This is a genomic window from Pseudomonas sp. LBUM1644 (assembly GCF_059716195.1).
Genome location: NZ_CP166812.1, coordinates 4,934,095 through 4,954,623, shown reverse-complemented (window position 1 = coordinate 4,954,623; position 20,529 = coordinate 4,934,095). Strand labels below are relative to the sequence as shown.

Annotated in this window: 20 protein-coding genes; 15 read left to right on the top strand and 5 right to left on the bottom strand. The window is 59.6% G+C overall.

The window, feature by feature from the left end:
• Positions 1 to 128: 128 nt before the first annotated feature.
• The 7 genes from ACA052_RS22685 (at position 129) to ACA052_RS22655 (ending at position 8,419) form a co-directional block, all read left to right on the top strand.
• Entirely contained in the window at positions 129 to 1,388 is a 1,260-nt protein-coding gene (locus ACA052_RS22685; RefSeq protein ID WP_497646878.1) for a D-mannose isomerase, read from the top strand.
• Between the two features lie 117 nt (positions 1,389 to 1,505).
• The gene (locus ACA052_RS22680; RefSeq protein ID WP_497646877.1) at positions 1,506 to 2,807 is read left to right on the top strand and encodes an ABC transporter substrate-binding protein; all 1,302 of its coding nucleotides are present in this window, start codon (positions 1,506 to 1,508) and stop codon (positions 2,805 to 2,807) included.
• Between the two features lie 156 nt (positions 2,808 to 2,963).
• Entirely contained in the window at positions 2,964 to 3,872 is a 909-nt protein-coding gene (locus ACA052_RS22675) for a carbohydrate ABC transporter permease (protein ID WP_497646876.1), read from the top strand.
• On the top strand, positions 3,865 to 4,710 hold the full coding sequence (locus ACA052_RS22670) for a carbohydrate ABC transporter permease (protein WP_497343160.1): 846 nt from the start codon (positions 3,865 to 3,867) through the stop codon (positions 4,708 to 4,710). The genes ACA052_RS22675 and ACA052_RS22670 overlap by 8 nt, the downstream gene beginning before the upstream one ends.
• Positions 4,711 to 4,712: 2 nt before the next feature.
• Positions 4,713 to 5,873: an ABC transporter ATP-binding protein gene (locus ACA052_RS22665; protein ID WP_497646875.1), complete on the top strand. Its 1,161-nt coding sequence runs from the start codon at positions 4,713 to 4,715 to the stop codon at positions 5,871 to 5,873.
• A 229-nt stretch (positions 5,874 to 6,102) separates the two neighbouring features.
• Complete coding sequence (locus ACA052_RS22660; RefSeq protein WP_497646874.1) at positions 6,103 to 7,449, top strand: carbohydrate porin; 1,347 nt, start codon at positions 6,103 to 6,105, stop codon at positions 7,447 to 7,449.
• A 115-nt stretch (positions 7,450 to 7,564) separates the two neighbouring features.
• The gene (locus tag ACA052_RS22655) at positions 7,565 to 8,419 is read left to right on the top strand and encodes a D-hexose-6-phosphate mutarotase (protein ID WP_497646873.1); all 855 of its coding nucleotides are present in this window, start codon (positions 7,565 to 7,567) and stop codon (positions 8,417 to 8,419) included.
• A 90-nt stretch (positions 8,420 to 8,509) separates the two neighbouring features.
• Here the strand turns inward: ACA052_RS22655 and ACA052_RS22650 are convergent, their stop codons facing one another.
• Positions 8,510 to 9,370 (bottom strand): MurR/RpiR family transcriptional regulator, encoded by an 861-nt coding sequence (locus ACA052_RS22650; RefSeq protein ID WP_175649041.1) that lies wholly within the window; start codon positions 9,368 to 9,370, stop codon positions 8,510 to 8,512.
• Positions 9,371 to 9,596: 226 nt separating this feature from the next.
• Here ACA052_RS22650 and zwf point away from each other — a divergent pair, with 226 nt between their 5' ends.
• The 4 genes from zwf to ACA052_RS22630 all read left to right on the top strand — a co-directional run bounded on the left by zwf (position 9,597) and on the right by ACA052_RS22630 (position 13,519).
• Positions 9,597 to 11,066, top strand: a complete 1,470-nt coding sequence (zwf, locus tag ACA052_RS22645) for a glucose-6-phosphate dehydrogenase (protein ID WP_497646872.1) — start codon at positions 9,597 to 9,599, stop codon at positions 11,064 to 11,066.
• Complete coding sequence (pgl, locus tag ACA052_RS22640; protein ID WP_497646871.1) at positions 11,053 to 11,766, top strand: 6-phosphogluconolactonase; 714 nt, start codon at positions 11,053 to 11,055, stop codon at positions 11,764 to 11,766. Before zwf ends, pgl begins: the two co-directional genes overlap by 14 nt.
• A 17-nt stretch (positions 11,767 to 11,783) precedes the next feature.
• The gene (locus ACA052_RS22635; protein WP_497646870.1) at positions 11,784 to 12,449 is read left to right on the top strand and encodes a bifunctional 4-hydroxy-2-oxoglutarate aldolase/2-dehydro-3-deoxy-phosphogluconate aldolase; all 666 of its coding nucleotides are present in this window, start codon (positions 11,784 to 11,786) and stop codon (positions 12,447 to 12,449) included.
• 344 nt (positions 12,450 to 12,793) lie between these two features.
• Positions 12,794 to 13,519, top strand: coding sequence for an intradiol ring-cleavage dioxygenase (locus ACA052_RS22630; protein WP_497646869.1), 726 nt, complete (start codon positions 12,794 to 12,796; stop codon positions 13,517 to 13,519).
• 2 nt (positions 13,520 to 13,521) lie between these two features.
• Here ACA052_RS22630 and ACA052_RS22625 read toward each other — a convergent pair whose 3' ends face one another.
• Both ACA052_RS22625 and ACA052_RS22620 read right to left on the bottom strand, forming a co-directional pair.
• On the bottom strand, positions 13,522 to 14,703 hold the full coding sequence (locus ACA052_RS22625; protein ID WP_497646868.1) for an aminotransferase class V-fold PLP-dependent enzyme: 1,182 nt from the start codon (positions 14,701 to 14,703) through the stop codon (positions 13,522 to 13,524).
• Between the two features lie 17 nt (positions 14,704 to 14,720).
• Entirely contained in the window at positions 14,721 to 14,957 is a 237-nt protein-coding gene (locus ACA052_RS22620) for a DUF3820 family protein (RefSeq protein ID WP_003213031.1), read from the bottom strand.
• Between the two features lie 203 nt (positions 14,958 to 15,160).
• On the opposite strand from ACA052_RS22620, the gene ACA052_RS22615 reads away from it, so the two are divergent.
• The 4 genes from ACA052_RS22615 (at position 15,161) to ACA052_RS22600 (ending at position 18,915) form a co-directional block, all read left to right on the top strand.
• Entirely contained in the window at positions 15,161 to 15,628 is a 468-nt protein-coding gene (locus ACA052_RS22615; RefSeq protein WP_497646867.1) for a ferritin-like domain-containing protein, read from the top strand.
• A gap of 233 nt (positions 15,629 to 15,861) precedes the next feature.
• Entirely contained in the window at positions 15,862 to 17,850 is a 1,989-nt protein-coding gene (locus tag ACA052_RS22610; RefSeq protein WP_497646866.1) for an FUSC family protein, read from the top strand.
• A complete protein-coding gene (locus ACA052_RS22605; RefSeq protein WP_497646865.1) occupies positions 17,837 to 18,043 on the top strand; it encodes a DUF1656 domain-containing protein in 207 nt (68 codons plus the stop codon). The genes ACA052_RS22610 and ACA052_RS22605 overlap by 14 nt, the downstream gene beginning before the upstream one ends.
• Before the next feature lie 11 nt (positions 18,044 to 18,054).
• Entirely contained in the window at positions 18,055 to 18,915 is an 861-nt protein-coding gene (locus tag ACA052_RS22600; RefSeq protein ID WP_497646864.1) for an efflux RND transporter periplasmic adaptor subunit, read from the top strand.
• 80 nt (positions 18,916 to 18,995) lie between these two features.
• Here ACA052_RS22600 and ACA052_RS22595 read toward each other — a convergent pair whose 3' ends face one another.
• Together ACA052_RS22595 and ACA052_RS22590 are read right to left on the bottom strand one after the other, a co-directional pair.
• Entirely contained in the window at positions 18,996 to 19,466 is a 471-nt protein-coding gene (locus ACA052_RS22595; RefSeq protein ID WP_008151121.1) for a MaoC family dehydratase, read from the bottom strand.
• 40 nt (positions 19,467 to 19,506) lie between these two features.
• Positions 19,507 to 20,451, bottom strand: a complete 945-nt coding sequence (locus ACA052_RS22590) for an alpha/beta hydrolase (RefSeq protein ID WP_497646863.1) — start codon at positions 20,449 to 20,451, stop codon at positions 19,507 to 19,509.
• Positions 20,452 to 20,529 lie beyond the last annotated feature (78 nt).

The following is a 20,529-nucleotide window of genomic DNA, read 5'->3' as shown; positions in this document are numbered from 1 at the left end:
GCCGCAGGCTGCGATCTTTTGATCTTGTTTTGTCACTGATTGGTGACAAACCCTGCCTCCTTCGTTACAAGCCCAGCACCGCCCGTTGTTTAGACTGCCTCCAGTCATAACAACAAAAAAGGCACCCCATGGACACCTTCCAACCGGCCTTCAGCAGTTGGCTGAACGCACCTGCCCATCAGCAATGGCTTGCCGCTGAGGGCCTGCGCCTGCTGGCGTTCGCCAAGGCCTCGAAGCTTCCCGAAGGCTCTGGCAATCTCGATGAAAAGGGCCGCCTTGCGGCCAATGCCCACGCCGAAACCATGAACACCGCACGCATGACCCACAGCTTCGCCATGGCCCATATCCAGGGTCTGCCAGGGTTTGCTGAACTTGTGGATCACGGCGTCCGAGCTCTCAGCGGCCCGCTAAAGGATGCCGAGCACGGCGGCTGGTTCGCCACGGCCCATCATCGCGACGGCAACACCGGCAAGGCCGCTTACCTGCATGCCTTCGTTGCCCTGGCCGCCAGTTCCGCCGTGGTCGCCCAGCGCCCCGGTGCGCAAGTCTTGCTCGATGAGGCGATCAACATTATCGACACGCATTTCTGGAGCGAGGAGGAGGGCGCGATGCGCGAATCCTTCAGCCGCGACTGGAGTGAAGAAGAAAGCTATCGCGGCGCCAACAGCAACATGCACGCCACCGAAGCGTTCCTCGCGCTGGCCGATGTCACTGATGACAACCGTTGGCTGTGCCGCGCGCAGCGCATCGTCGAACGCGTTATCCACAACCAAGCGGCAGCCAATGACTATCTGGTGGTCGAGCATTTCGACCGCGACTGGCAACCGCTGCGCGACTACAACCACGACAACCCGGCCGATGGTTTCCGCCCGTTCGGCACCACGCCCGGGCACGGTTTTGAATGGGCGCGCCTGTTGCTGCACCTCGAAGCCGCGCGGGTACAGGCGGGGATGCTGACCCCAGGCTGGCTCGCCACTGACGCGCAAAAACTCTTCGACCACAACTGTCGTCACGGCTGGAACGTCGACGGCGCGCCGGGGATTGTCTACACCCTCGACTGGGACAATCGCGCCGTGGTTCGTCATCGCCTGCACTGGACCCATTGCGAAGCCAGCGCTGCCGCCAGTGCCCTGCTGAAACGCACCGGCGATGAACAATACGAAACCTGGTACCGACTGTTCTGGGAATTCTGTGACGGTCATTTCATCGACCGCTGTTATGGCAGTTGGCACCATGAACTTGATCCGCAGAACCTTCCCAGTGCCGATATCTGGGCCGGAAAACCCGACCTGTATCACGCCTGGCAGTCGGTATTGATTCCGCGCTTGCCGTTGGCGCCGAGCATGGCCACGGCCCTGGCGAGGTTGTCCCAGAGCGCTCCTGTGTAACCATGTGGTGACATTCAAGCGTCCCTTCGTTACCTGCGAAGGCAAAACTCCTGTTTAAAATCCTATGCAGCGCAAGCACCAGACTTGCATGCATAACAACAAGAAAGGTAATTCTAGATGAATGCGATTTCTCGCCTCGCTACTGTCATTTCTCTTGCCTCATTGCTTCCTATCTCTGCATTCCCTGTCAGTGCGCTTGCCGCCGATTCCAAAGGTTCGGTAGAAGTCGTTCACTGGTGGACCTCCGGTGGCGAGAAAGCTGCCGTTGATGTCCTCAAGGCCCAAGTCGAAAAAGACGGCTTCACCTGGAAAGACGGCGCAGTCGCGGGCGGTGGCGGTGCCACGGCCATGACCGTACTGAAAAGCCGCGCCGTTGCCGGTAACCCGCCGGGTGTAGCGCAGATCAAAGGTCCGGACATCCAGGAATGGGCGTCCACCGGTCTGCTCGACACCGACGTCTTGAAAGAAACTGCAAAATCAGAGAAGTGGGACAGCCTGCTCGACAAGAAAGTCTCCGATACCGTGAAGTACGACGGTGACTACGTGGCCGTGCCGGTGAACATTCACCGCGTCAACTGGCTGTGGATCAACCCGGAAGTCTTCAAGAAAGCCGGCATCGAAAAAGCCCCGACTACCCTTCAGGAATTCTATGCGGCCGGCGACAAGCTCAAGGCTGCGGGCTTCATCGCGCTCGCCCACGGTGGCCAGCCTTGGCAGGACAGCACCGTGTTCGAAGCGGTGGTGCTTTCGGTCATGGGCGTCGATGGCTACAAGAAGGCCCTGGTCGACCTGGACAACGCTACGCTGACTGGCCCGGAAATGGTCAAGGCGCTGACCGAGCTGAAGAAAGTCGCGACCTACATGGACGTCGACGGCAAAGGCCAGGACTGGAACCTGGAAGCGGCCAAGGTCATCAACGGCAAGGCCGGCATGCAGATCATGGGTGACTGGGCCAAGAGCGAGTGGACGGCAGCCAAGAAAGTCGCCGGCAAAGACTACGAGTGCGTAGCCTTCCCGGGCACCGACAAGGCCTTCACCTACAACATCGACTCCCTGGCCGTGTTTAAACAGAAAGACAAGGGCACTTCTGCTGCTCAGCAAGACATTGCCAGGATCGTGCTGGGTGAAAACTTCCAGAAAGTCTTCAGCATCAACAAGGGTTCGATCCCGGTTCGAAACGACATGCTGAGCGACATGGGCAAGTACGGTTTCGACTCCTGCGCCCAGACCGCTGCCAAGGACTTCCTGGCGGACGCCAAGTCCGGCGGCCTGCAGCCGAGCATGGCGCACAACATGGCGACCACGTTGGCGGTGCAGGGTGCGTTCTTTGATGTCGTGACCAACTTCATCAACGATCCGAAAGCCGATCCTGCCACTGCCGCCAAGCAACTGGGCACGGCGATCAAAGCTGCCAAGTAACCGTTAGAGCGCAGGCCCCTCCTGTGGGAGCGGGCTTGCTCGCGAATGCGGTGTGTTAGTCGACATTTGTTTTGAATGACACACCGCATTCGCGAGCAAGCCCGCTCCCACAAGGGAATGCGTTTGTAATCCTTTTTCCAAGTACGGGATCTTCCCATGAGTTCTGTTGCTGTGTTCAGCAAGGCCTCGCCGTTCGATGCACTGCAGCGCTGGCTCCCCAAACTGGTGCTGGCGCCCAGCATGTTCATCGTCCTGGTGGGCTTCTATGGCTATATCCTGTGGACGTTTGTCCTGTCGTTCACCAGTTCGACCTTTCTGCCGACTTACAAATGGGCGGGCCTGGCGCAATACCAGCGGCTGTTCGACAACGACCGTTGGTGGGTAGCGAGCAAGAACCTGGCGGTGTTCGGCGGCATGTTTATCGGCATCACCCTGGTGATCGGTGTGCTGCTGGCCGTGTTTCTTGATCAGCGCATTCGACGCGAAGGTTTCATTCGCACCATTTACCTGTACCCGATGGCGCTCTCGATGATCGTCACCGGTACCGCGTGGAAGTGGCTGCTCAACCCGGGCATGGGCCTGGACAAATTATTGCGGGACTGGGGCTGGGAAGGCTTTCGCCTGGACTGGCTGATCGACCCGGATCGCGTGGTGTATTGCCTGGTGATCGCTGCGGTGTGGCAAGCCTCGGGCTTTATCATGGCGATGTTCCTCGCCGGCCTGCGTGGCGTTGATCAATCGATCATCCGTGCCGCCCAGATCGATGGCGCGAGCATGCCGCGGATTTACCTGAGAGTGGTGTTGCCCAGCCTGCGCCCGGTGTTCTTCAGCGCGGTGATGATCCTGGCCCACATCGCGATCAAGAGTTTCGACCTGGTGGCGGCGATGACTGCCGGTGGCCCGGGTTACTCCTCCGACTTGCCTGCGATGTTCATGTATTCCTTCACGTTCAGTCGCGGGCAGATGGGCATGGGCTCGGCCAGTGCGATTCTGATGCTCGGTGCGATTCTCGCAATCATCGTGCCTTACCTGTACTCCGAGCTGAGGACCAAGCGTCATGACTAGTTTCGCTGCCAAACCTTCCATCAGCCTGAGTCGCATCGCGATTTATGGCGTGTTGATCCTTGCCGTATTCCTGTACCTGATACCGCTGGTGATCATGCTGTTGACCAGTTTCAAGACGCCGGAAGACATCAACACCGGCAACCTGCTGAGCTGGCCGACCGTGGTCAGCGGCATTGGCTGGGTCAAGGCCTGGGGCACGGTCGACGGTTATTTCTGGAACTCGATCAAGATCACCGTCCCGGCGGTGCTGATCTCCACCGCCATCGGTGCGCTGAACGGCTACGTGCTGTCGATGTGGCGCTTTCGTGGCTCGCAGTTGTTCTTCGGTCTGCTGCTGTTCGGTTGCTTCCTGCCGTTCCAGACTGTCCTGCTGCCGGCCTCGTTCACCCTCGGCAAGATGGGCCTGGCCAGCACCACCACCGGCCTGGTGTTCGTGCACGTGGTCTACGGCCTGGCGTTCACCACGCTGTTCTTCCGTAACTACTACGTCAGCGTTCCCGATGCGCTGGTGAAGGCGGCGCGGCTCGATGGCGCGGGTTTCTTCACCATCTTCCGCTTGATCATCCTGCCGATGTCCACCCCGATCATCATGGTCTGCCTGATCTGGCAGTTCACCCAGATCTGGAACGATTTCCTGTTCGGCGTGGTGTTCTCCAGCGGTGACTCGCAACCCATCACAGTGGCGCTGAACAACTTGGTCAACACCAGTACCGGGGCCAAGGAATACAACGTTGATATGGCGGCGGCGATGATCGCCGGGCTGCCGACCCTGCTGGTCTATGTGGTCGCAGGCAAGTATTTCGTGCGCGGGCTGACGGCCGGCGCAGTCAAGGGGTAATCATGGCAACGCTCGAACTTCGCAATGTAAACAAGACCTATGGCCCCGGCCTGCCGGACACCCTCAAGAACATCGAACTGTCGATCAAGGACGGTGAGTTCCTGATCCTGGTCGGACCTTCGGGTTGCGGCAAGTCGACCCTGATGAATTGCATCGCTGGCCTTGAGACCATCACCGGCGGCGCGATCATGATCGGTGACCAGGACGTCAGCGGCATGAGCCCGAAAGATCGCGACATCGCCATGGTGTTCCAGTCTTACGCGCTGTACCCGACCATGAGCGTGCGCGAGAACATCGCCTTCGGCTTGAAGATTCGCAAAATGCCCGCAGCCGACATCGAAGCGGAAGTGGCGCGGGTGGCCAAGCTGCTGCAGATCGAACACTTGCTCAACCGCAAACCCGGCCAGCTCTCCGGTGGCCAGCAACAGCGCGTGGCCATGGGTCGTGCCTTGGCGCGGCGACCGAAGATTTACCTGTTCGACGAACCGCTGTCCAACCTCGACGCCAAGCTGCGGGTCGAGATGCGTACCGAAATGAAGCTGATGCACCAGCGCTTGAAAACCACCACCGTCTACGTGACCCACGACCAGATCGAAGCCATGACCCTGGGCGACAAAGTGGCGGTGATGAAGGACGGGATCATTCAGCAGTTCGGCACGCCGAAGCAGATCTACAACGACCCGGCCAACCTGTTCGTGGCGAGCTTCATCGGTTCGCCGCCGATGAACTTCATCCCCCTGCGTTTGCAGCGCCAGGACGGTCGTCTGATCGCCTTGCTCGACAGTGGCCAGGCGCGCTGCGAATTGCCCATGGGCATGCAGGACGCCGGCCTCGAAGATCGCGAAGTGATCCTCGGCCTGCGTCCGGAACAGATCGTGCTGGCGAACGGCGAGCCGAACGGTTTGCCGACCATTCGCGCCGAAGTCCAGGTCACCGAGCCGACCGGTCCCGACACGCTGGTGTTCGTCAATCTCAATGACACCAAAGTTTGCTGCCGTCTGGCGCCGGACGTCGCGCCCAATGTTGGCGAGACCCTGACCCTGCAATTCGATCCATCGAAAGTGCTGCTGTTCGATGCCAAGACCGGGGAACGCCTGGGGGTGGCCGGTGTGCCGAAGACCGAAGCGTCGGTGGGTAACATCGCGCAATTTAAAGGCCGCTGAAGATCAAAAACTGTAGGAGCGAGCTTTTGTGGTGAGGGGATTTATCCCCGTTGGACTGCGCAGCAGTCCCATTTTTTAGGGCCGCTTCGCGACCCAACGGGGATAAATCCCCTCGCCACAGGAGCAGTTGCCACAGGGGGAATCCGCGGTGGATAGCCTGTTATCCGCCGCAACTGATGTAACCGCGTTAGATAAAAACAGTTAATAACAATAAAACGAGGATGTAGGGATGAAGAAGAACAACAACGCTCAGCTTATCTGCCAATTGACTGCCATTGCGGCAATGATGCTGGCCGGTAGTGTGCACGCGGCTGACGCGTTCAGCGCCGATTCCGAATGGATGACCGGTGATTGGGGCGGCGAGCGGACCAAGCTGATCGAGCAAGGTATCGACATCAAGATGGATTACGTCGGTGAAGTGGGCGGCAACCTTCACGGCGGCTACAACAACGACAAGACTGCACGGTACTCCGACCAGTTTGGCCTGGGCGTGGCGCTGGACCTGCAAAAATTGCTGGGCTGGGATAACACCCAGGCCAAGGTCCAGTTCACCAACCGTAACGGTGAGAACATCTCCAATGACCGTGTCGGCGATCCGCGTGCCGGCACCTTGAGTTCTTCCCAGGAAGTCTACGGTCGTGGCCACATGGTCCGTCTGACGCAGTTGTGGGTCAAACACCAGTTCCTCGACGGCAAACTGGACGTCAAGGCCGGTTACTTCGGCGAAGGCGAAGACTTCAACACCTTCCCTTGCGAGTTCCAGAACCTGGCGTTCTGCGGTTCCCAAGTGGGTAACTGGGCGACCAACATCTGGTACAACTGGCCAGTCAGCCAGGCCGCGATACGCGTGAAGTACAACATCTCGCCTGAGTTCTATGCGCAGATCGGCGCGTACAACCAGAACCCGTCGCAACTGGAGCACGGCAACGGCTTCAAACTCAGCGGCAGCGGTACTGCAGGCACCGTCCTGCCGGTCGAACTGGTGTGGTTGCCTAACCCGAACAACCTGCCGGGCGAATACCGTGTCGGTTACTACAAAAGCACGGCCGAGGCCAATGACGTTCTTGAGGACGACAACGGCAATAATGCGGCAACCAGCGGCAACGCCTATCGCAGCCACAGCAGCAAGCACGGCTACTGGTTCGTTGCGCAACAACAACTCACCAGCCACAACGGTGACGCTACTCGCGGTCTGAACGTTGCCGCCAACGCCACTTTCCACGACAAGGACACCAACGTCGTCGACAACTACCAGTCGCTGATGTTTGTGTACAAGGGCCCGTTCGATGCACGTCCAAAAGATGACGTCGGTATCGGTTTCGCCCGTATCCATGTCAACGATGACGTGAAGAAAAACGCCGAGTTGGTCAACGCTTCCAATGGCGTCAGCGACTACGAAGATCCACTGTTCTCGCCACTGCGTACGACCGAGTACAACTACGAGCTCAACTATGGCTTCCACGTTACCAATTGGCTGACCGTGCGTCCTAACCTGCAATACATCACTCACCCGGGTGGTGTTGATGAAGTCGACAACGCGCTGGTGGCCGGCCTGAAAATTCAGTCCGTGTTCTAACGCTGTTGCGATAAGCTCCTCTCTATATGTGCGCATATTTGCGGACAGCCCAGGCTGTCCGCTTTTTTTTGGGGCGGCGCACCTCGGGTGACAGATGATTTCAGGACAGTGGCACATGCATGAGCATCCGCTACAACGCTTCTTCAAATCCTTGCGCGAACGTCCGGTGTTTGCGTGGGAGCGCTATCAGATGCGCGACGTGCTGGTGATCGATCATCCACGGTGTCAGGCGGTATTCAGTCGACAGGGCGCGCAATTGCTGCACTTCCAGCCAACGGGGCAGAAGCCCTGGCTCTGGTGCGCGGCGAAGTGGCCGCACGTCGGCGCGATTCGCGGCGGCGTGCCGGTGTGCTGGCCTTGGTATGGCCGTCATCCAAGCGAAAACGCGTGGCCGTCCCATGGCTGGGCACGGTTGCTGGACTGGAAACTGCTCGACAGCAGTCATGACGAAGAGGGTGTGCGTCTGCATTGGCAACTGCAGTTGTGTGACTGGCAAGTGGACCTGCATGCCCACTTGGGTGAACGGATGGATTTGCGCCTGAGCACCGAGCATCAAGACAGCTTGCCGTGCCAATTGAGCCAGGCCTTGCACGCTTACTGGCGTATTGGTGATGTTGGTGAGGTAGCGCTGTCCGGGCTTGAAGGCGCGCAGGGTTACGACCAGTTGAACCGTCAGGTGTGTCTTCAGGAAGGCGAGTTGCGCGTCGACGGTGGCTGTCAGCGCGTGTTTCAGCATGACGGCGAATTGCAGCTCAAGGACCACGCCTGGCAGCGGGAATTGTGCATCGATACTGGGGATGATGCGGACACGGTGGTCTGGCACCCGGGTTCACGGCCGTTGCTGGGAGTGAGTTGGAATGAGATTTCCGAGTTTGTCTGCGTGGAGGCGGCCAGCGGCGGGACGGATAGCCTGAGCCTCGCGCCCGGGGAAAAAGCGCATTTGAGTTTGCAGGCGCGGGTTGGCGTTTAAAGCAAGATCAAAAGATCGCAGCCTGCGGCAGCTCCTACAGGTCTACGCAATCCTTGTAGGAGCTGCCGAGTGAAACGAGGCTGCGATCTTTTAATTGAATTCGTCGCCCACCGGATACCGGCTCGCATTCAAGCTCTCTTTGATCTTGCGCAGATGCGGCTGGAAGTCCACGCCCCGGCGCAAGGTCATGCCGGTCGCCAGTACGTCCAGCACCGTCAGCTGAATGATCCGCGACGTCATCGGCATATAGATGTCGGTGTCTTCCGGCAGCGGAATGTTCAGGCTCAACGTACTGGCCTTGGCCAATGGCGAACCTTCGGCGGTCAAACCCAGCACTGAGGCGCCGTTTTCCCGGGCGATGCGTGCTACTTCCACCAGTTCGCGGGTGCGGCCGGTGTAGGAAATGATCACGAACAATTCGCCGGTGTGCGCCACCGACGCAATCATGCGCTGCATCAGCACGTCGGCATGGGCAGTGACGGCCAGGTTGAAGCGGAAGAACTTGTGTTGCGCATCCAGCGCCACCGGGGCCGAGGCGCCGAGACCGAAGAAGTGGATCTGCCGGGCCTGGATCAGCAAGTCGACCGCGCGGCTGATCAGGTTCGGGTCCAGCGCCTGCAAGGCGCTGTCCAGCGACGCGATGGCGCTGCCGAAAATTTTCTTGGTGTACGCTTCCGGATTGTCGTCGGCCTCGACCGCGCGGCTGACATAGGCAGCGCCGCTGGCCAGGCTTTGGGCCAGTTGAAGTTTGAGCTCAGGGTAGCCGCTGACACCGAATGAACGGCAGAAACGGTTGACCGTCGGCTCGCTGACCTTTGAGGCCTGGGCGAGGGCGGCGATGCTGAACCGGGTGGCCTGCTGTGGATTAAGCAGGATCACTTCGGCGACTTTGCGTTCCGCCTTGTTCAGGTCTTCAAGGCGATTCTGGATCTGCTCCAGTAAGTTTCGCACGCGGTCCATATATGTTCCTTGGGTCAGCTGCGCAAATTAGAGTTCGGCTATGCCAAAAGGGCCTTTGATGCGGCCCCAAACGGTGGCCTATCCTACTGATGGCTCCGACCGACCACCACTCGGAATCTGTATTTTGCGAAAATGTTGTGGTTATTACTACATTTTCCCTTGAGTGATGCCTTGAAAAAAGGTATTTGTAGCTTAACTTGATAAAAGAACAAACATCATGCCTTCGATTACGGTTGAACCGTGCACCTTTGCCTTGTTCGGCGCCCTCGGCGACCTGGCCTTGCGCAAACTGTTTCCTGCCCTTTATCAACTGGATGGAGCAGGCCTGCTGCACGAGGACACGCGGGTTATCGCGCTGGCCCGTGAGCCCGGTAGTGAGCAAGAGCATTTGGCGTTCATCGCTACCGAGCTGCGTCGCTACGTCGGTGCCAAAGAGCTGGACGAAGCGGTGGTCGAACGTTTTCTGGCCCGCCTGACCTACCTGCACGTCGACTTCCTCAGGGCCGAAGATTATGTGGCCCTGGCCGAGATGGCCGGCACCGCCCAGCGCGTGATTGCCTACTTCGCCACGCCGGCCGCCGTTTACGGCGCGATCTGCGAGAACCTGGCGAAAGTCGGTCTGGCTGAAAACACCCGCGTGGTACTGGAAAAACCCATCGGTTCGGACCTGGAATCCTCGCGCAAGGTCAACGACGCCGTGGCGCAGTTCTTCCCGGAGAACCGCACTTACCGCATCGACCACTACCTGGGCAAAGAGACCGTTCAAAACCTGATCGCCCTGCGTTTTGCCAACAGCCTGTTCGAAACCCAGTGGAACCAGAACTACATCTCCCACGTGGAAATCACCGTGGCCGAGAAGGTCGGGATCGAAGGTCGCTGGGGTTACTTCGACAAGGCCGGGCAGCTGCGGGATATGATCCAGAATCACCTGCTGCAACTGCTCTGCCTGATCGCCATGGACCCGCCGGCCGACCTGTCCGCCGACAGCATCCGTGACGAGAAAGTCAAAGTGCTCAAGGCGCTGGCGCCGATCAGCCCCGAAGGCCTGACCACTCAGGTGGTGCGCGGCCAGTACATTGCCGGTTACAGCGAAGGCAAACCGGTGCCCGGCTACCTGGAAGAGCCGAACTCCAACACCCAGAGCGACACCGAAACCTTCGTCGCCCTGCGCGCCGACATTCGCAACTGGCGCTGGGCGGGTGTGCCGTTTTACCTGCGAACTGGCAAGCGCATGCCGCAGAAGCTGTCGCAGATTGTCATCCACTTCAAGGAACCGTCGCACTACATCTTCGCTCCCGAGCAGCGCTTGCAGATCAGCAACAAGCTGATTATCCGCCTGCAACCGGACGAAGGCATTTCCTTGCGCGTGATGACCAAAGAACAAGGCCTGGACAAGGGCATGCAGCTGCGCAGCGGTCCATTGCAGCTGAATTTTTCCGACACCTGGCGCAGCGCACGGATTCCCGATGCCTACGAGCGGTTGTTGCTGGAAGTGATGCGCGGCAATCAGAACCTGTTTGTCCGTAAAGATGAAATCGAAGCCGCGTGGAAGTGGTGTGACCAGTTGATCGCCGGGTGGAAAAAATCCGGTGATGCGCCCAAGCCGTACGCGGCCGGGTCCTGGGGACCCATGAGCTCCATTGCTCTGATCACGCGGGATGGGAGGTCGTGGTATGGCGATATCTGAATTGAAACTGCCTCAGGGCGTCAGCGCCCATGCGTTCAAGAGCCCGGTGTTGCTGGCCGACGGTTTGGCACTGAAGGTGACCCAGCAACTGAGTGACGCCATCGACGCTCGCGGCAGCGCGACGCTGGTGGTGTCCGGTGGGCGCAGCCCGGTGGCGTTTTTCCAGAACCTGGCCAAGCAGAAACTGGACTGGTCCAAGGTGGTCGTCACCCTGGCCGACGAGCGCTGGGTGCCGGTCGAGCACGCCGACAGCAATGCCGGCCTGCTCAAGCGTTATCTGCTGCAAGGCCCGGCGGCCAAGGCTAAGTTCCTGAGTCTGTACAGCGCCACCGCAAACCTTGAGCTGGCAGCCGAGCAGGCAGACCGTTTGCTCGCCGAGTTGCCGCCGATCGACGTGTTGATACTCGGCATGGGCGATGACGGTCACACCGCGTCGCTGTTCCCGAACAGCCCGAACCTGGCCGACGCCCTGAAGGTTGACGGCACCCGCCGTTGCTACCCAATGCTGGCGCCGACCGTGCCACATCAGCGCCTGACCATGAGTCGTGCGCTGCTGGCATCCGCGAAGAACACCGTTTTGTCGATTTCCGGTCAATCCAAATTGACCACCCTGAGTGCCGCATTGGCCGGTGATGATGTCGCCGCCATGCCGATTCGCGCGTTTCTGCAACCTACGTTAGAGATTTACTGGTGCCCATGAGCCAAGGATCACCCGCTATGACAAACACATCCCCAACCGTTTCCATGGCGGACAAAGTCGCCCTTATCGACAGCCTCTGCGCCAAGGCGCGGATCCTGCCGGTCATCACCATCGCCCGCGAGCAGGACATCCTGCCACTGGCCGACGCTCTCGCGGCCGGTGGCCTGACGGCGCTGGAAGTGACGCTGCGTTCGCAGTTCGGCCTCAAGGCCATCCAGATTCTGCGTGAGCAGCGTCCGGAACTGGTCACCGGTGCCGGCACCGTGCTGGACCGCACCATGCTCGCCGCTGCCGAAGCCGCCGGTTCGCAGTTCATCGTCACGCCGGGTATCACCCGTGACCTGCTGGAAGCCAGTGTCGACAGCCCGATTCCGCTGTTGCCAGGCATCAGCAATGCGTCGGGCATCATGGAAGGTTATGGCCTGGGCTATCGCCGCTTCAAGTTGTTCCCGGCGGAAGTCAGCGGCGGTGTCGCAGCGATCAAGGCACTGGGCGGCCCGTTTGGCGAAGTGAAATTCTGCCCGACCGGCGGCGTCGGTCCGGGCAACATCAAGAGTTACATGGCGTTGAAAAACGTCATGTGCGTGGGCGGCAGCTGGATGCTGGATCCGGAGTGGATCAAGAACGGCGACTGGGCCCGCATTCAGGAATGCACCGCCGAGGCATTGGCGCTGCTGGACTGATTCGGCTTTTACCAAACACTTCGTTGTGTGTTCTACGGCTTTACGGTGCGCTCGGTCGGTGCACCGTTTTTTTTTGCCCTGAAAATCTCCTGGCTGCCCACACGCCCCTTGCCGACACGCCCTTTGTAGCAGCTGGCGAAGCCTGCGTTCGGCTGCGTAGCAGTCGTAAATCCGGATTGCAGGGCCTGCCTGACACACCGCGAACCCTGATTTTACGACTGCTACGCAGCCGAACGCAGGCTTCGCCAGCTGCTACACAAGTCGAAACGCTGCGATACATAGTTACCGCATTTCGCTGCGCGTCCGGCGCTAACCTGCGTTCATCTTATTGAAGAGAGAACGTCATGGACGACAACACCTCGGTTGCACCCACACCTGCGGTCTACCTGCTTGCTCCCGAACAGATCGCCGGTCCGTATTTTCGAAATCCGAAACTGATCAGACGAAACATCAGTGAAAGCTCCGAGGGTGTTCCGTTGGTGCTGCGGCTGACCATCGTCGATGCCATGACCGGTCAGCCAGTGACCGATGCATTGGTGGACATCTGGCACTGCAATGCGCGGGGGGCGTACTCGGGCTGGGGCAAGGTCAATCCCGATCAAGAGGTCGATGTCGGTGACATCGGCTCGATCCCGCGCACCGACGACGATACCTATCTGCGTGGCGGACAATTCACGGACCAGAAGGGCATCGTGCGGTTTACCACGACTTATCCTGGGTTCTATGCCGGGCGGGCGCTGCATATTCATGTCGCCGTGCGCATCACGGCCGGCAACAATTATCTGGAAGAGCGCCATGTCGCCTGGGTCGGCCAGTTGTACTTTCCGGACGTCGCGTCGCGGTCTGTGCTCAAGTCCAGGGACTACGGCGGTCGCACGGTATCCGCGCTGACCAACGATGAAGACTTTCACTACACACGCCATGGCGGCGAAGCCTCGACCTTGAACGTCCACACCCTCGGTCGGGACTCGAAAGAGGACGGCTTTTTCGGATACCTGACCATCGGTGTCGATACGTTTGCGGTTTCATCGCAGATCAAGCCCGAGGACTTCGACAAGTACACCGTGTGACGTCAGCGCAGTTCGTCCAGTGCCTTGGTCAGTAACGCCATGTCCGCAGCGGTGGTGGTAAGTCCAGGTGTGATGCGTATACACGGACCACATGCCGCGCCACTGCGCATCACGGTAAACAGGTTGTACTCATTGAGCAGCCGCTCGACCAGCGCCTGCTGATCGGCATGCCGGGTGAAGCGCAGCGCCGTGATGCAGCAATAAAGGCGCGGGTCGTCCGGGGTCAGGACTTCGATCCCCGGCAGGTCCCGCACCGCACTCACCCACAGGTTGCGCAGGTAATTGAGCCGTGCACCCTTGGCGGCGGAACCGCCCATCGCGTGATGTTCCTCGAACACCAGCGGCAGGGTTCGCAGTGCCGGAATATTCGGCGTGCTGTACGGCGTGCGGGCGCGAATGTCGCTGAGCGGAAAATGCATCTCACCCATGTCCGGGTCGATATCGGCCAGACGATGCGACGCGATGTAGATAAACCCCAGGGTCAGTGGCGCACCGATCCACTTATGCAGGTTATAGCCGGCGAAGGCGATGCCCAGATCATCAAGATTGAACTCGATCTGACCGAGCGCATGAGCGCCGTCGAGGATCACGTCGATGCCGTGCTCCTTCGCGGCGGCGGCAATCGCCCTCACCGGCATCACCAGGCCGGTGCGATGCGTAACGTGGGTCAGGGCCATCAGCTTGAGTTTTGGATAACGCTCGAAGGCTTCGCGGTAAGTGGCCAGCAAGCTGTCGAAACTCGCGGGGTGCGCGTGCTCGATCTCGATCACCTCGACCCCGCGATGGCGCGCGAGCCAGCGCATTGCGCCTTTGACCGTGTCGTATTCAAGATCACAAAACAGCACCTGGTCGCCTGGCTCCAGGCGGTTGTAGTTGCGGATCAGCGATTGCAAACCCTCGGTAGCGTTGCGCGTGAGGGCGACTGTTTCGGCGGGAACGCTAACCAACTCGGCCAGCCGCGCGCGAATTTCCAGGCTTTCGCCCTGTTCGAAACGCTGGCGCACGTGCACCGAGTTGCTGCGGTTGATGAGTTCGATGTTGCGCTGATATTCCTCGACCACCGTGCGCGACATGCGCCCGAAATAGCCGTTTTCCAGGTTTATCGCACCGGGTTCTACGGTGTATCGGTCGGCAAATGTCTGCCAGAAGGCTTCATCACGGGCGCGGAGGGTGTTATCGGGCATGGGCTACTCAGTCAGGCTCAATGGCGGGGTGCGGGTTTGCCATGTTTGGCGCGCAGGGGTTCGAGTAATTCCGACAATCCGTTGTGGTCGATTTCCTGCATCAGGGCCAGCAAGCCGCCGAGTTCGCCATGAGGGAATCCTTCCCGGGCGAACCAGTTCAGGTACGGACCGGGGAGGTCGGCAATGATTCGGCCCTTGTATTTGCCGAAGGGCATTTCACGGGTAATCAGCAGTTCGAGCTTTTCAGGGTTCATCGATCAGTCGTCTTATTCAAACAGTCTGGAAAATACAGGCATTCTGCATGCAGGCCAAATGACAGATCATGCAAAAAAAGCGGATACAGATTTGGCTTTAAAAACTAACCAATTGAAAAATAACAATTAAATCTTCAATTCGAAGCTGGCATGCAGGGTGCAATAGTTATTGCACCTTTCATCAACCCGCAAGGAATTGAAAAATGACCGACATGAATAAAGAAGCCATTTCTGTACTCAACGACCTGATTGAAACCAGCAAGGACGGTCAGGAAGGGTTCAAGACTTGCGCTGAAGACATCAAACACCCAGAACTGAAAACCCTGTTCATCCAGCGTTCCGCCGATTGCGCGACCGCAGCCGCCGAATTGCAGAGTACCGTACGTTCGATGGGCGGCGATCCTGAAACGTCGACCAGTGTCAGCGGTGACCTGCACCGTCGTTGGGTCGACGTAAAAGCCATGTTCACCGGCAAGGATGAAGAAGCCGTGCTGAACGAAGCCGAACGCGGTGAGGACCATGCGCTGAAGGCTTACAAAGAAGCCATCGAAAAAATCAACAAACACAACCTGGTGGGCATTCGTGACCTGGTTGAGCGTCAGTATCACGGCGTGCAACGCAATCACGATCAGGTAAAAGCCCTGCGCAACCAGGCTCGCGCACGCTCGTAAGCGCTCAACGCCTGTAAAAAACGCCAGCCAGCCTGGCGTTTTTTTGTGCCCGGCAATCAACCCTTGTAGGAGCTGCCGCAGGCTGCGATCTTTTGATCTGTGGCGTCTTCAAGGCCGCCAAAAATCAAGATCAAAAGATCGCAGCCTGCGGCAGCTCCTACAGGAACCGTGATCTTTTGTCGGTTTGCCAACGAACCCGCTATCGTTAAACCGTTCCTTCAAGAGTGTTTTACGTGCCGATCACTTTGCAGGCTTTATTCGCGCCTGACCGCCGCGCCATTCAGTTCGCGATCAAGACGTTGATTGGCGGCGGCCTGGCGCTGTGGCTGGCGTTGCGCTGGGGTCTGGAGCAACCGGCCTGGGCGTTGATGACAGCGTTCATCGTTGCTCAGCCGTTGTCCGGAATGGTGGTGCAGAAAGGTTTGGCGCGGCTGCTGGGTACGCTGATCGGGACGATCATGTCGGTGGTGTTCATGGGCTTGTTCGCCCAGACACCCTGGCTGTTTTTGCTGGCGTTGGCGCTGTGGCTCGGGTTGTGTACCGCCAGTTCGACCCTGCTGCGCAGTGCCTGGTCCTATTCTTTTGTATTGGCGGGTTACACGGTGGCGATCATTGCGTTGCCGGCCATCAGTCATCCGCTGACGGTGTTCGACCAAGCCGTGGCGCGCTGTACGGAAATCTGCCTGGGCATTCTTTGCGCGACCGCCGCCAGTGCACTGCTGTGGCCGATGCGGGCTGAGCGACAACTGTCGGATCAAGCGCGAGCAGCCTGGCAAAGTGGCACGAATGCGGCCCGCGCGACCCTGGCTGGCGATGGACAGGCGCGCAGAGGTTTGCTGGAAATTCTTGGCAGAATCGTCGCCGTGGATGCCCAGCGCGAGCATGCCTGGTTCGAAGGCGGCCTCGGTCGGCAACGGGCGCGGGCCATCAGCGGGCTGAGCCAGAAGCTGCTGATGTTGCTGCGCATCGCGCGTGCGGTGCGCCGCCAGTGGAAGCAGTTGGAGCCCCGGGAAGCCGAGCAACTGTTGCCATGGATGACCGAGGTTCAGCAGGCGCTCATCGGTTCCGATGCGGCGACGCTGCAAGCCTTGCGCCCGAGGTTGCTTGATGCCTCTCACGATCCGCACATCAGCTCGGCACAAAGTTACTGCCTGGCGCGCTTCACCTTGCTGCTCGATACTGCCATGGCAGCGATTGTGGCGCTGCAAGCGGTCGAGGAGGGCAAGGAAACCGTTGATCCGCCGCGAACCCTGACGCCGCACCGCGACCTGTCATTGGCGCTGGTCTTTGGAACGCGCAGTGCCTTGGCTTTTTTGGTGGTCTCGTGTTTCTGGCTGGCGACGGCGTGGCCCGCCGCCTCGGGGGCGCTGGTGCTGACCTGCGTGGTGTGCAGCTTGTTCGCCAGCCGCGAAAACGGTGCGCAAATCGGCATGAGTTTCCTGCGCGGCATCCTGCTGGCGATTCCTTCGGCGTTTATCGTCGGACAGATTCTGCTGCCGCAATGGAGCGGTTTTGCAATGCTCTGCATGGGGATGGGGGTGCCGCTTTTTTTCGGCGCGCTGGGCATGGCCAAGCCGCAGATCGGCGCCACGGCGACCTCATTCTGTCTGCACTTCATCGTGTTGGTCTCACCGCTCAACACCATGAAATTTGATGTCGCCAATTTCTTCAACAGTGCCCAGGCCATGCTGATCGGTGTCGGCGCCGCGGTGCTGGCGTTCCACTTGCTGATCCTGCGCAACCCGGCGTGGCATGGCCGCCGTTTGCTGGCAGCGACGCTCGACGATCTGGTGCGCCTGACCCGGCGCAATCTGCGCGGTGCCGAAAGCTGGTTCGGTGGGCGAATGGCCGACCGTTTGCTGCAACTGGCGCGGCATTATCCGGAGCTGCCGGAACCGGCGCGCAGTCGTTGGGATGACGGCTTGCTCGGCTTGGACATCGGCGACGAATTGCTGCATTTGCGCTTGAGCCTGGCGGTGGCGCAGGCACCGGTCAGTACGCCGCAACGGCGTTATCTTGAGCAACTGGAAAAAGTCCTTGAGCGAGGCCCGACCGGCAGCAGTGCCGATGCGCTGGAGCAACCCAGCGAAGAATTCTTGAAAACCTTGTACGCGTTACCACCCAGCGATGCGGTGAAACTGGCCCAGGGTGCCGTGCTGCAGTTGCAGAGCAGCTGGCGTGCCTGGTGTCGTCAACAGGAGCAAAGCCATGGGCTTGCGTGAATGGTCGGTGGGCGGCGTGCTGCTCAGTCCGTTTCTGATTTATGTGTTGCTGGCGCTGCTGGTGACCGGTGCCTTGCGCATGCTGTTGCGCCTGACGCCGGCGGGCCGCTGGATCTGGCACGAAGCGCTATTCGATTGCGCCCTGTACGTTTGTATATTGACCTTGGTCACCGTCGTCCTCGGACCTTTATAAAGGAGTTGAACATGCGTACACCCGTACGTGTCGCGGTCACCCTGTGCCTGGTCGCGGTGGCGATCTTTGCCGGATTTCATTTGTGGCAGTACTACATGCTCACGCCGTGGACCCGCGACGCGCGGATTCGCGCCGACGTGGTGGTCATCGCCCCGGACGTCTCGGGTTGGGTGCGTGAACTCAAGGCGTTCGATAACCAATCAGTGAAGGCTGGCGACCTGCTGTTGAGCATTGATCGCGGTCGGTTCGAAGCCGCGCTGGAGAAGGCTAAAGCCGTGGTGGAAACCCGCCAGCAGCAACTCAATCTGCGCGAGCGTGAAGCCAGTCGCCGCGCGGCCCTCGGTCCGCAAGCGATCAGTGCCGAGCTGCGGGAGAACGCACAGATCAACGCCGGCATCGCCCGGGGCGAACTGCGCGAAGCCCAGGCCGAAGCCAAGGTCGCGGAACTCAATCTGGCCCGCAGCCAGGTGCATGCACCCCGCAATGGCCACATCACCAACCTGCGTCTGGCAGAAGGCAATTATGTGAATGCCGGGCAGGCGGTGATGGCGTTGATCGACGATTCTACGTTCTATGTGCAGGCGTATTTCGAAGAGACCAAGTTGCCGCGGATTCGTGTTGGCGACCCGGTGAAGGTCTGGCTGATGAGTGCGGGAGAGGCGCTGGACGGGCGTGTGGAAAGCATCAGCCGCGGGATTACCGATCGCAACACCACGCCGGATGGGCAATTGCTGGCGGAGGTGGAACCGACGTTTAACTGGGTGAGGCTGGCGCAGCGGATTCCGGTGCGGATCAAACTGGACAAGGTGCCGGAGGGGATCAATCTGAGTTCGGGGATGACGGCGAGTGTGCAGGTGCGGGAGGTCCCTTAAGATCAAAAGATCGCCGCCTGCGGCAGCGCCTACACGGGGTACCTGTAGGAGCTGCCGCAGGCTGCGATCTTTTAATGCCATCAGCCAATGCTGATGGCGGGCAATGTCGGCAATGTCACCGTCTGCTGCTTGCGCGGCGCCAGGATCTCCGCCTCGCCATCCACCACCAACTCATCGCGCTGGTTGAACACACGAGTGGCAATGCGCACACGAAACTTTGGCAGCTTCTCGAGAATCTCCAGACGCACGGTCAGTGTGTCGCCAATTTTCACCGGCTTCTGGAAGCTCATCTGCTGGCCGATATAAATAGTGCCCGGCCCAGGCAATTCGCAGGCCACGGCCGCACTGATCAGCGCGCCGCTGAACATGCCGTGCGCGATGCGCTCCTTGAACATGGTGCCGGCGGCGAATTCAGCATCCAGGTGCACCGGGTTGTGATCGCCGGACATCGCGGCGAACAACTGAATGTCACGTTCTTCGACCGTCTTGCTGTAGCTGGCGGTCTGGCCGACTTCGAGGGCTTCGTAAGGGGTGTTGGTAACCTGGGTCATGTGTTTCGATTCCTGTCACGAATAAAAAAATGTACAAAAGCTATTCGGTTCTTTGTGGTCGGCCAGTGCTCAGCGTCTGGGCGATCCAGTTCAGCACATCGGCAATCACTTCATCACGGTTGCTCTCGTTGAACAGTTCGTGCCGTGCCTGTGGATAAACCGTCAGTTGCAGATGGCGGCTGCCAGCCTCGCGCAGTGCGTCAGCCAGATCTTTAAGACGTTTGCCTTCGCTCACCGGATCACATTCGCCACCGATCACCAGCAGCGGCAGGCCCGGATCGATCTGGGCGAGATTGGACGCTTTGCTGATTTGCTGCAACCCGCCGAGTAAATCGATCCACAGCTGATTGGTGCAGCGAAAGCCGCAGAGCGGGTCGTTGGCGTACAGGTCGACCTCCGCCGGATCACGGCTAAGCCAGTCGAAGCGGGTGCGTGCCGGCTTGAATTTGTTGTTGAACGAGCCGAACGACAACCATTCGATCAGCGCGCTGCGCCCCTTGGGTCCCTGGCGCAGCTTTTCGAGACGGGCGATTTGCCGCGCCGCACGGTAAAGCGTGATGGGTTGGAAGTTCGAACCGCTGAGCACAGCCCCATGCAGGCTGGCGCTGTGGTGCAGCAGGTAGGCCTGGGCAATGTAGCTGCCCATGCTGTGGCCCAATAGCACGATCGGCATGCCGGGATGCTGTTGGCCGATGTGCTGATTCAGGCTCGCCAGGTCGCCGACCACCTTGCACCAGCCATCATCGTCAGCGAAATGCCCCAGTGTCCCGTTTTCGGCAGTTTTGCCATGTCCACGCAGGTCCGGTGCATAAATGCCGTAGCCCTGATTGCAGAGTTTTTCTGCCAGGCGAGCGTAGCGACCGCTGTGTTCGGCCATGCCGTGGGCCAGCAGGATGACGGCCTTGAGCGGGCCAGCAGGCAGCCACTGGTTGACGAAGAGGCGGCTGCGGTCACTCGCGGTCAGCCAGAAAGTGTCGTGGATCATGGCGATTCCTTTGCATGCATGGGCACGGGCTGGTTGCATTGTATAGCGCATCCCGTCGCTGGCGTCTGATCAGGCCAC

Coding starts and splice junctions, on each gene's coding strand:
- ACA052_RS22685 (WP_497646878.1), top strand. CDS start 129: ATGGACACCTTCCAACCGGCCTTCAGCAGTTGGCTGAACGCACCTGCC.
- ACA052_RS22630 (WP_497646869.1), top strand. CDS start 12,794: ATGGACGACAACACCTCGGTTGCACCCACACCTGCGGTCTACCTGCTT.
- ACA052_RS22635 (WP_497646870.1), top strand. CDS start 11,784: ATGACAAACACATCCCCAACCGTTTCCATGGCGGACAAAGTCGCCCTT.
- ACA052_RS22590 (WP_497646863.1), bottom strand. CDS start 20,451: ATGATCCACGACACTTTCTGGCTGACCGCGAGTGACCGCAGCCGCCTC.
- ACA052_RS22625 (WP_497646868.1), bottom strand. CDS start 14,703: ATGCCCGATAACACCCTCCGCGCCCGTGATGAAGCCTTCTGGCAGACA.
- ACA052_RS22615 (WP_497646867.1), top strand. CDS start 15,161: ATGACCGACATGAATAAAGAAGCCATTTCTGTACTCAACGACCTGATT.
- ACA052_RS22660 (WP_497646874.1), top strand. CDS start 6,103: ATGAAGAAGAACAACAACGCTCAGCTTATCTGCCAATTGACTGCCATT.
- ACA052_RS22600 (WP_497646864.1), top strand. CDS start 18,055: ATGCGTACACCCGTACGTGTCGCGGTCACCCTGTGCCTGGTCGCGGTG.
- ACA052_RS22670 (WP_497343160.1), top strand. CDS start 3,865: ATGACTAGTTTCGCTGCCAAACCTTCCATCAGCCTGAGTCGCATCGCG.
- ACA052_RS22675 (WP_497646876.1), top strand. CDS start 2,964: ATGAGTTCTGTTGCTGTGTTCAGCAAGGCCTCGCCGTTCGATGCACTG.
- ACA052_RS22665 (WP_497646875.1), top strand. CDS start 4,713: ATGGCAACGCTCGAACTTCGCAATGTAAACAAGACCTATGGCCCCGGC.
- pgl (WP_497646871.1), top strand. CDS start 11,053: ATGGCGATATCTGAATTGAAACTGCCTCAGGGCGTCAGCGCCCATGCG.
- ACA052_RS22680 (WP_497646877.1), top strand. CDS start 1,506: ATGAATGCGATTTCTCGCCTCGCTACTGTCATTTCTCTTGCCTCATTG.
- ACA052_RS22605 (WP_497646865.1), top strand. CDS start 17,837: ATGGGCTTGCGTGAATGGTCGGTGGGCGGCGTGCTGCTCAGTCCGTTT.
- ACA052_RS22620 (WP_003213031.1), bottom strand. CDS start 14,957: ATGAACCCTGAAAAGCTCGAACTGCTGATTACCCGTGAAATGCCCTTC.
- zwf (WP_497646872.1), top strand. CDS start 9,597: ATGCCTTCGATTACGGTTGAACCGTGCACCTTTGCCTTGTTCGGCGCC.
- ACA052_RS22655 (WP_497646873.1), top strand. CDS start 7,565: ATGCATGAGCATCCGCTACAACGCTTCTTCAAATCCTTGCGCGAACGT.
- ACA052_RS22595 (WP_008151121.1), bottom strand. CDS start 19,466: ATGACCCAGGTTACCAACACCCCTTACGAAGCCCTCGAAGTCGGCCAG.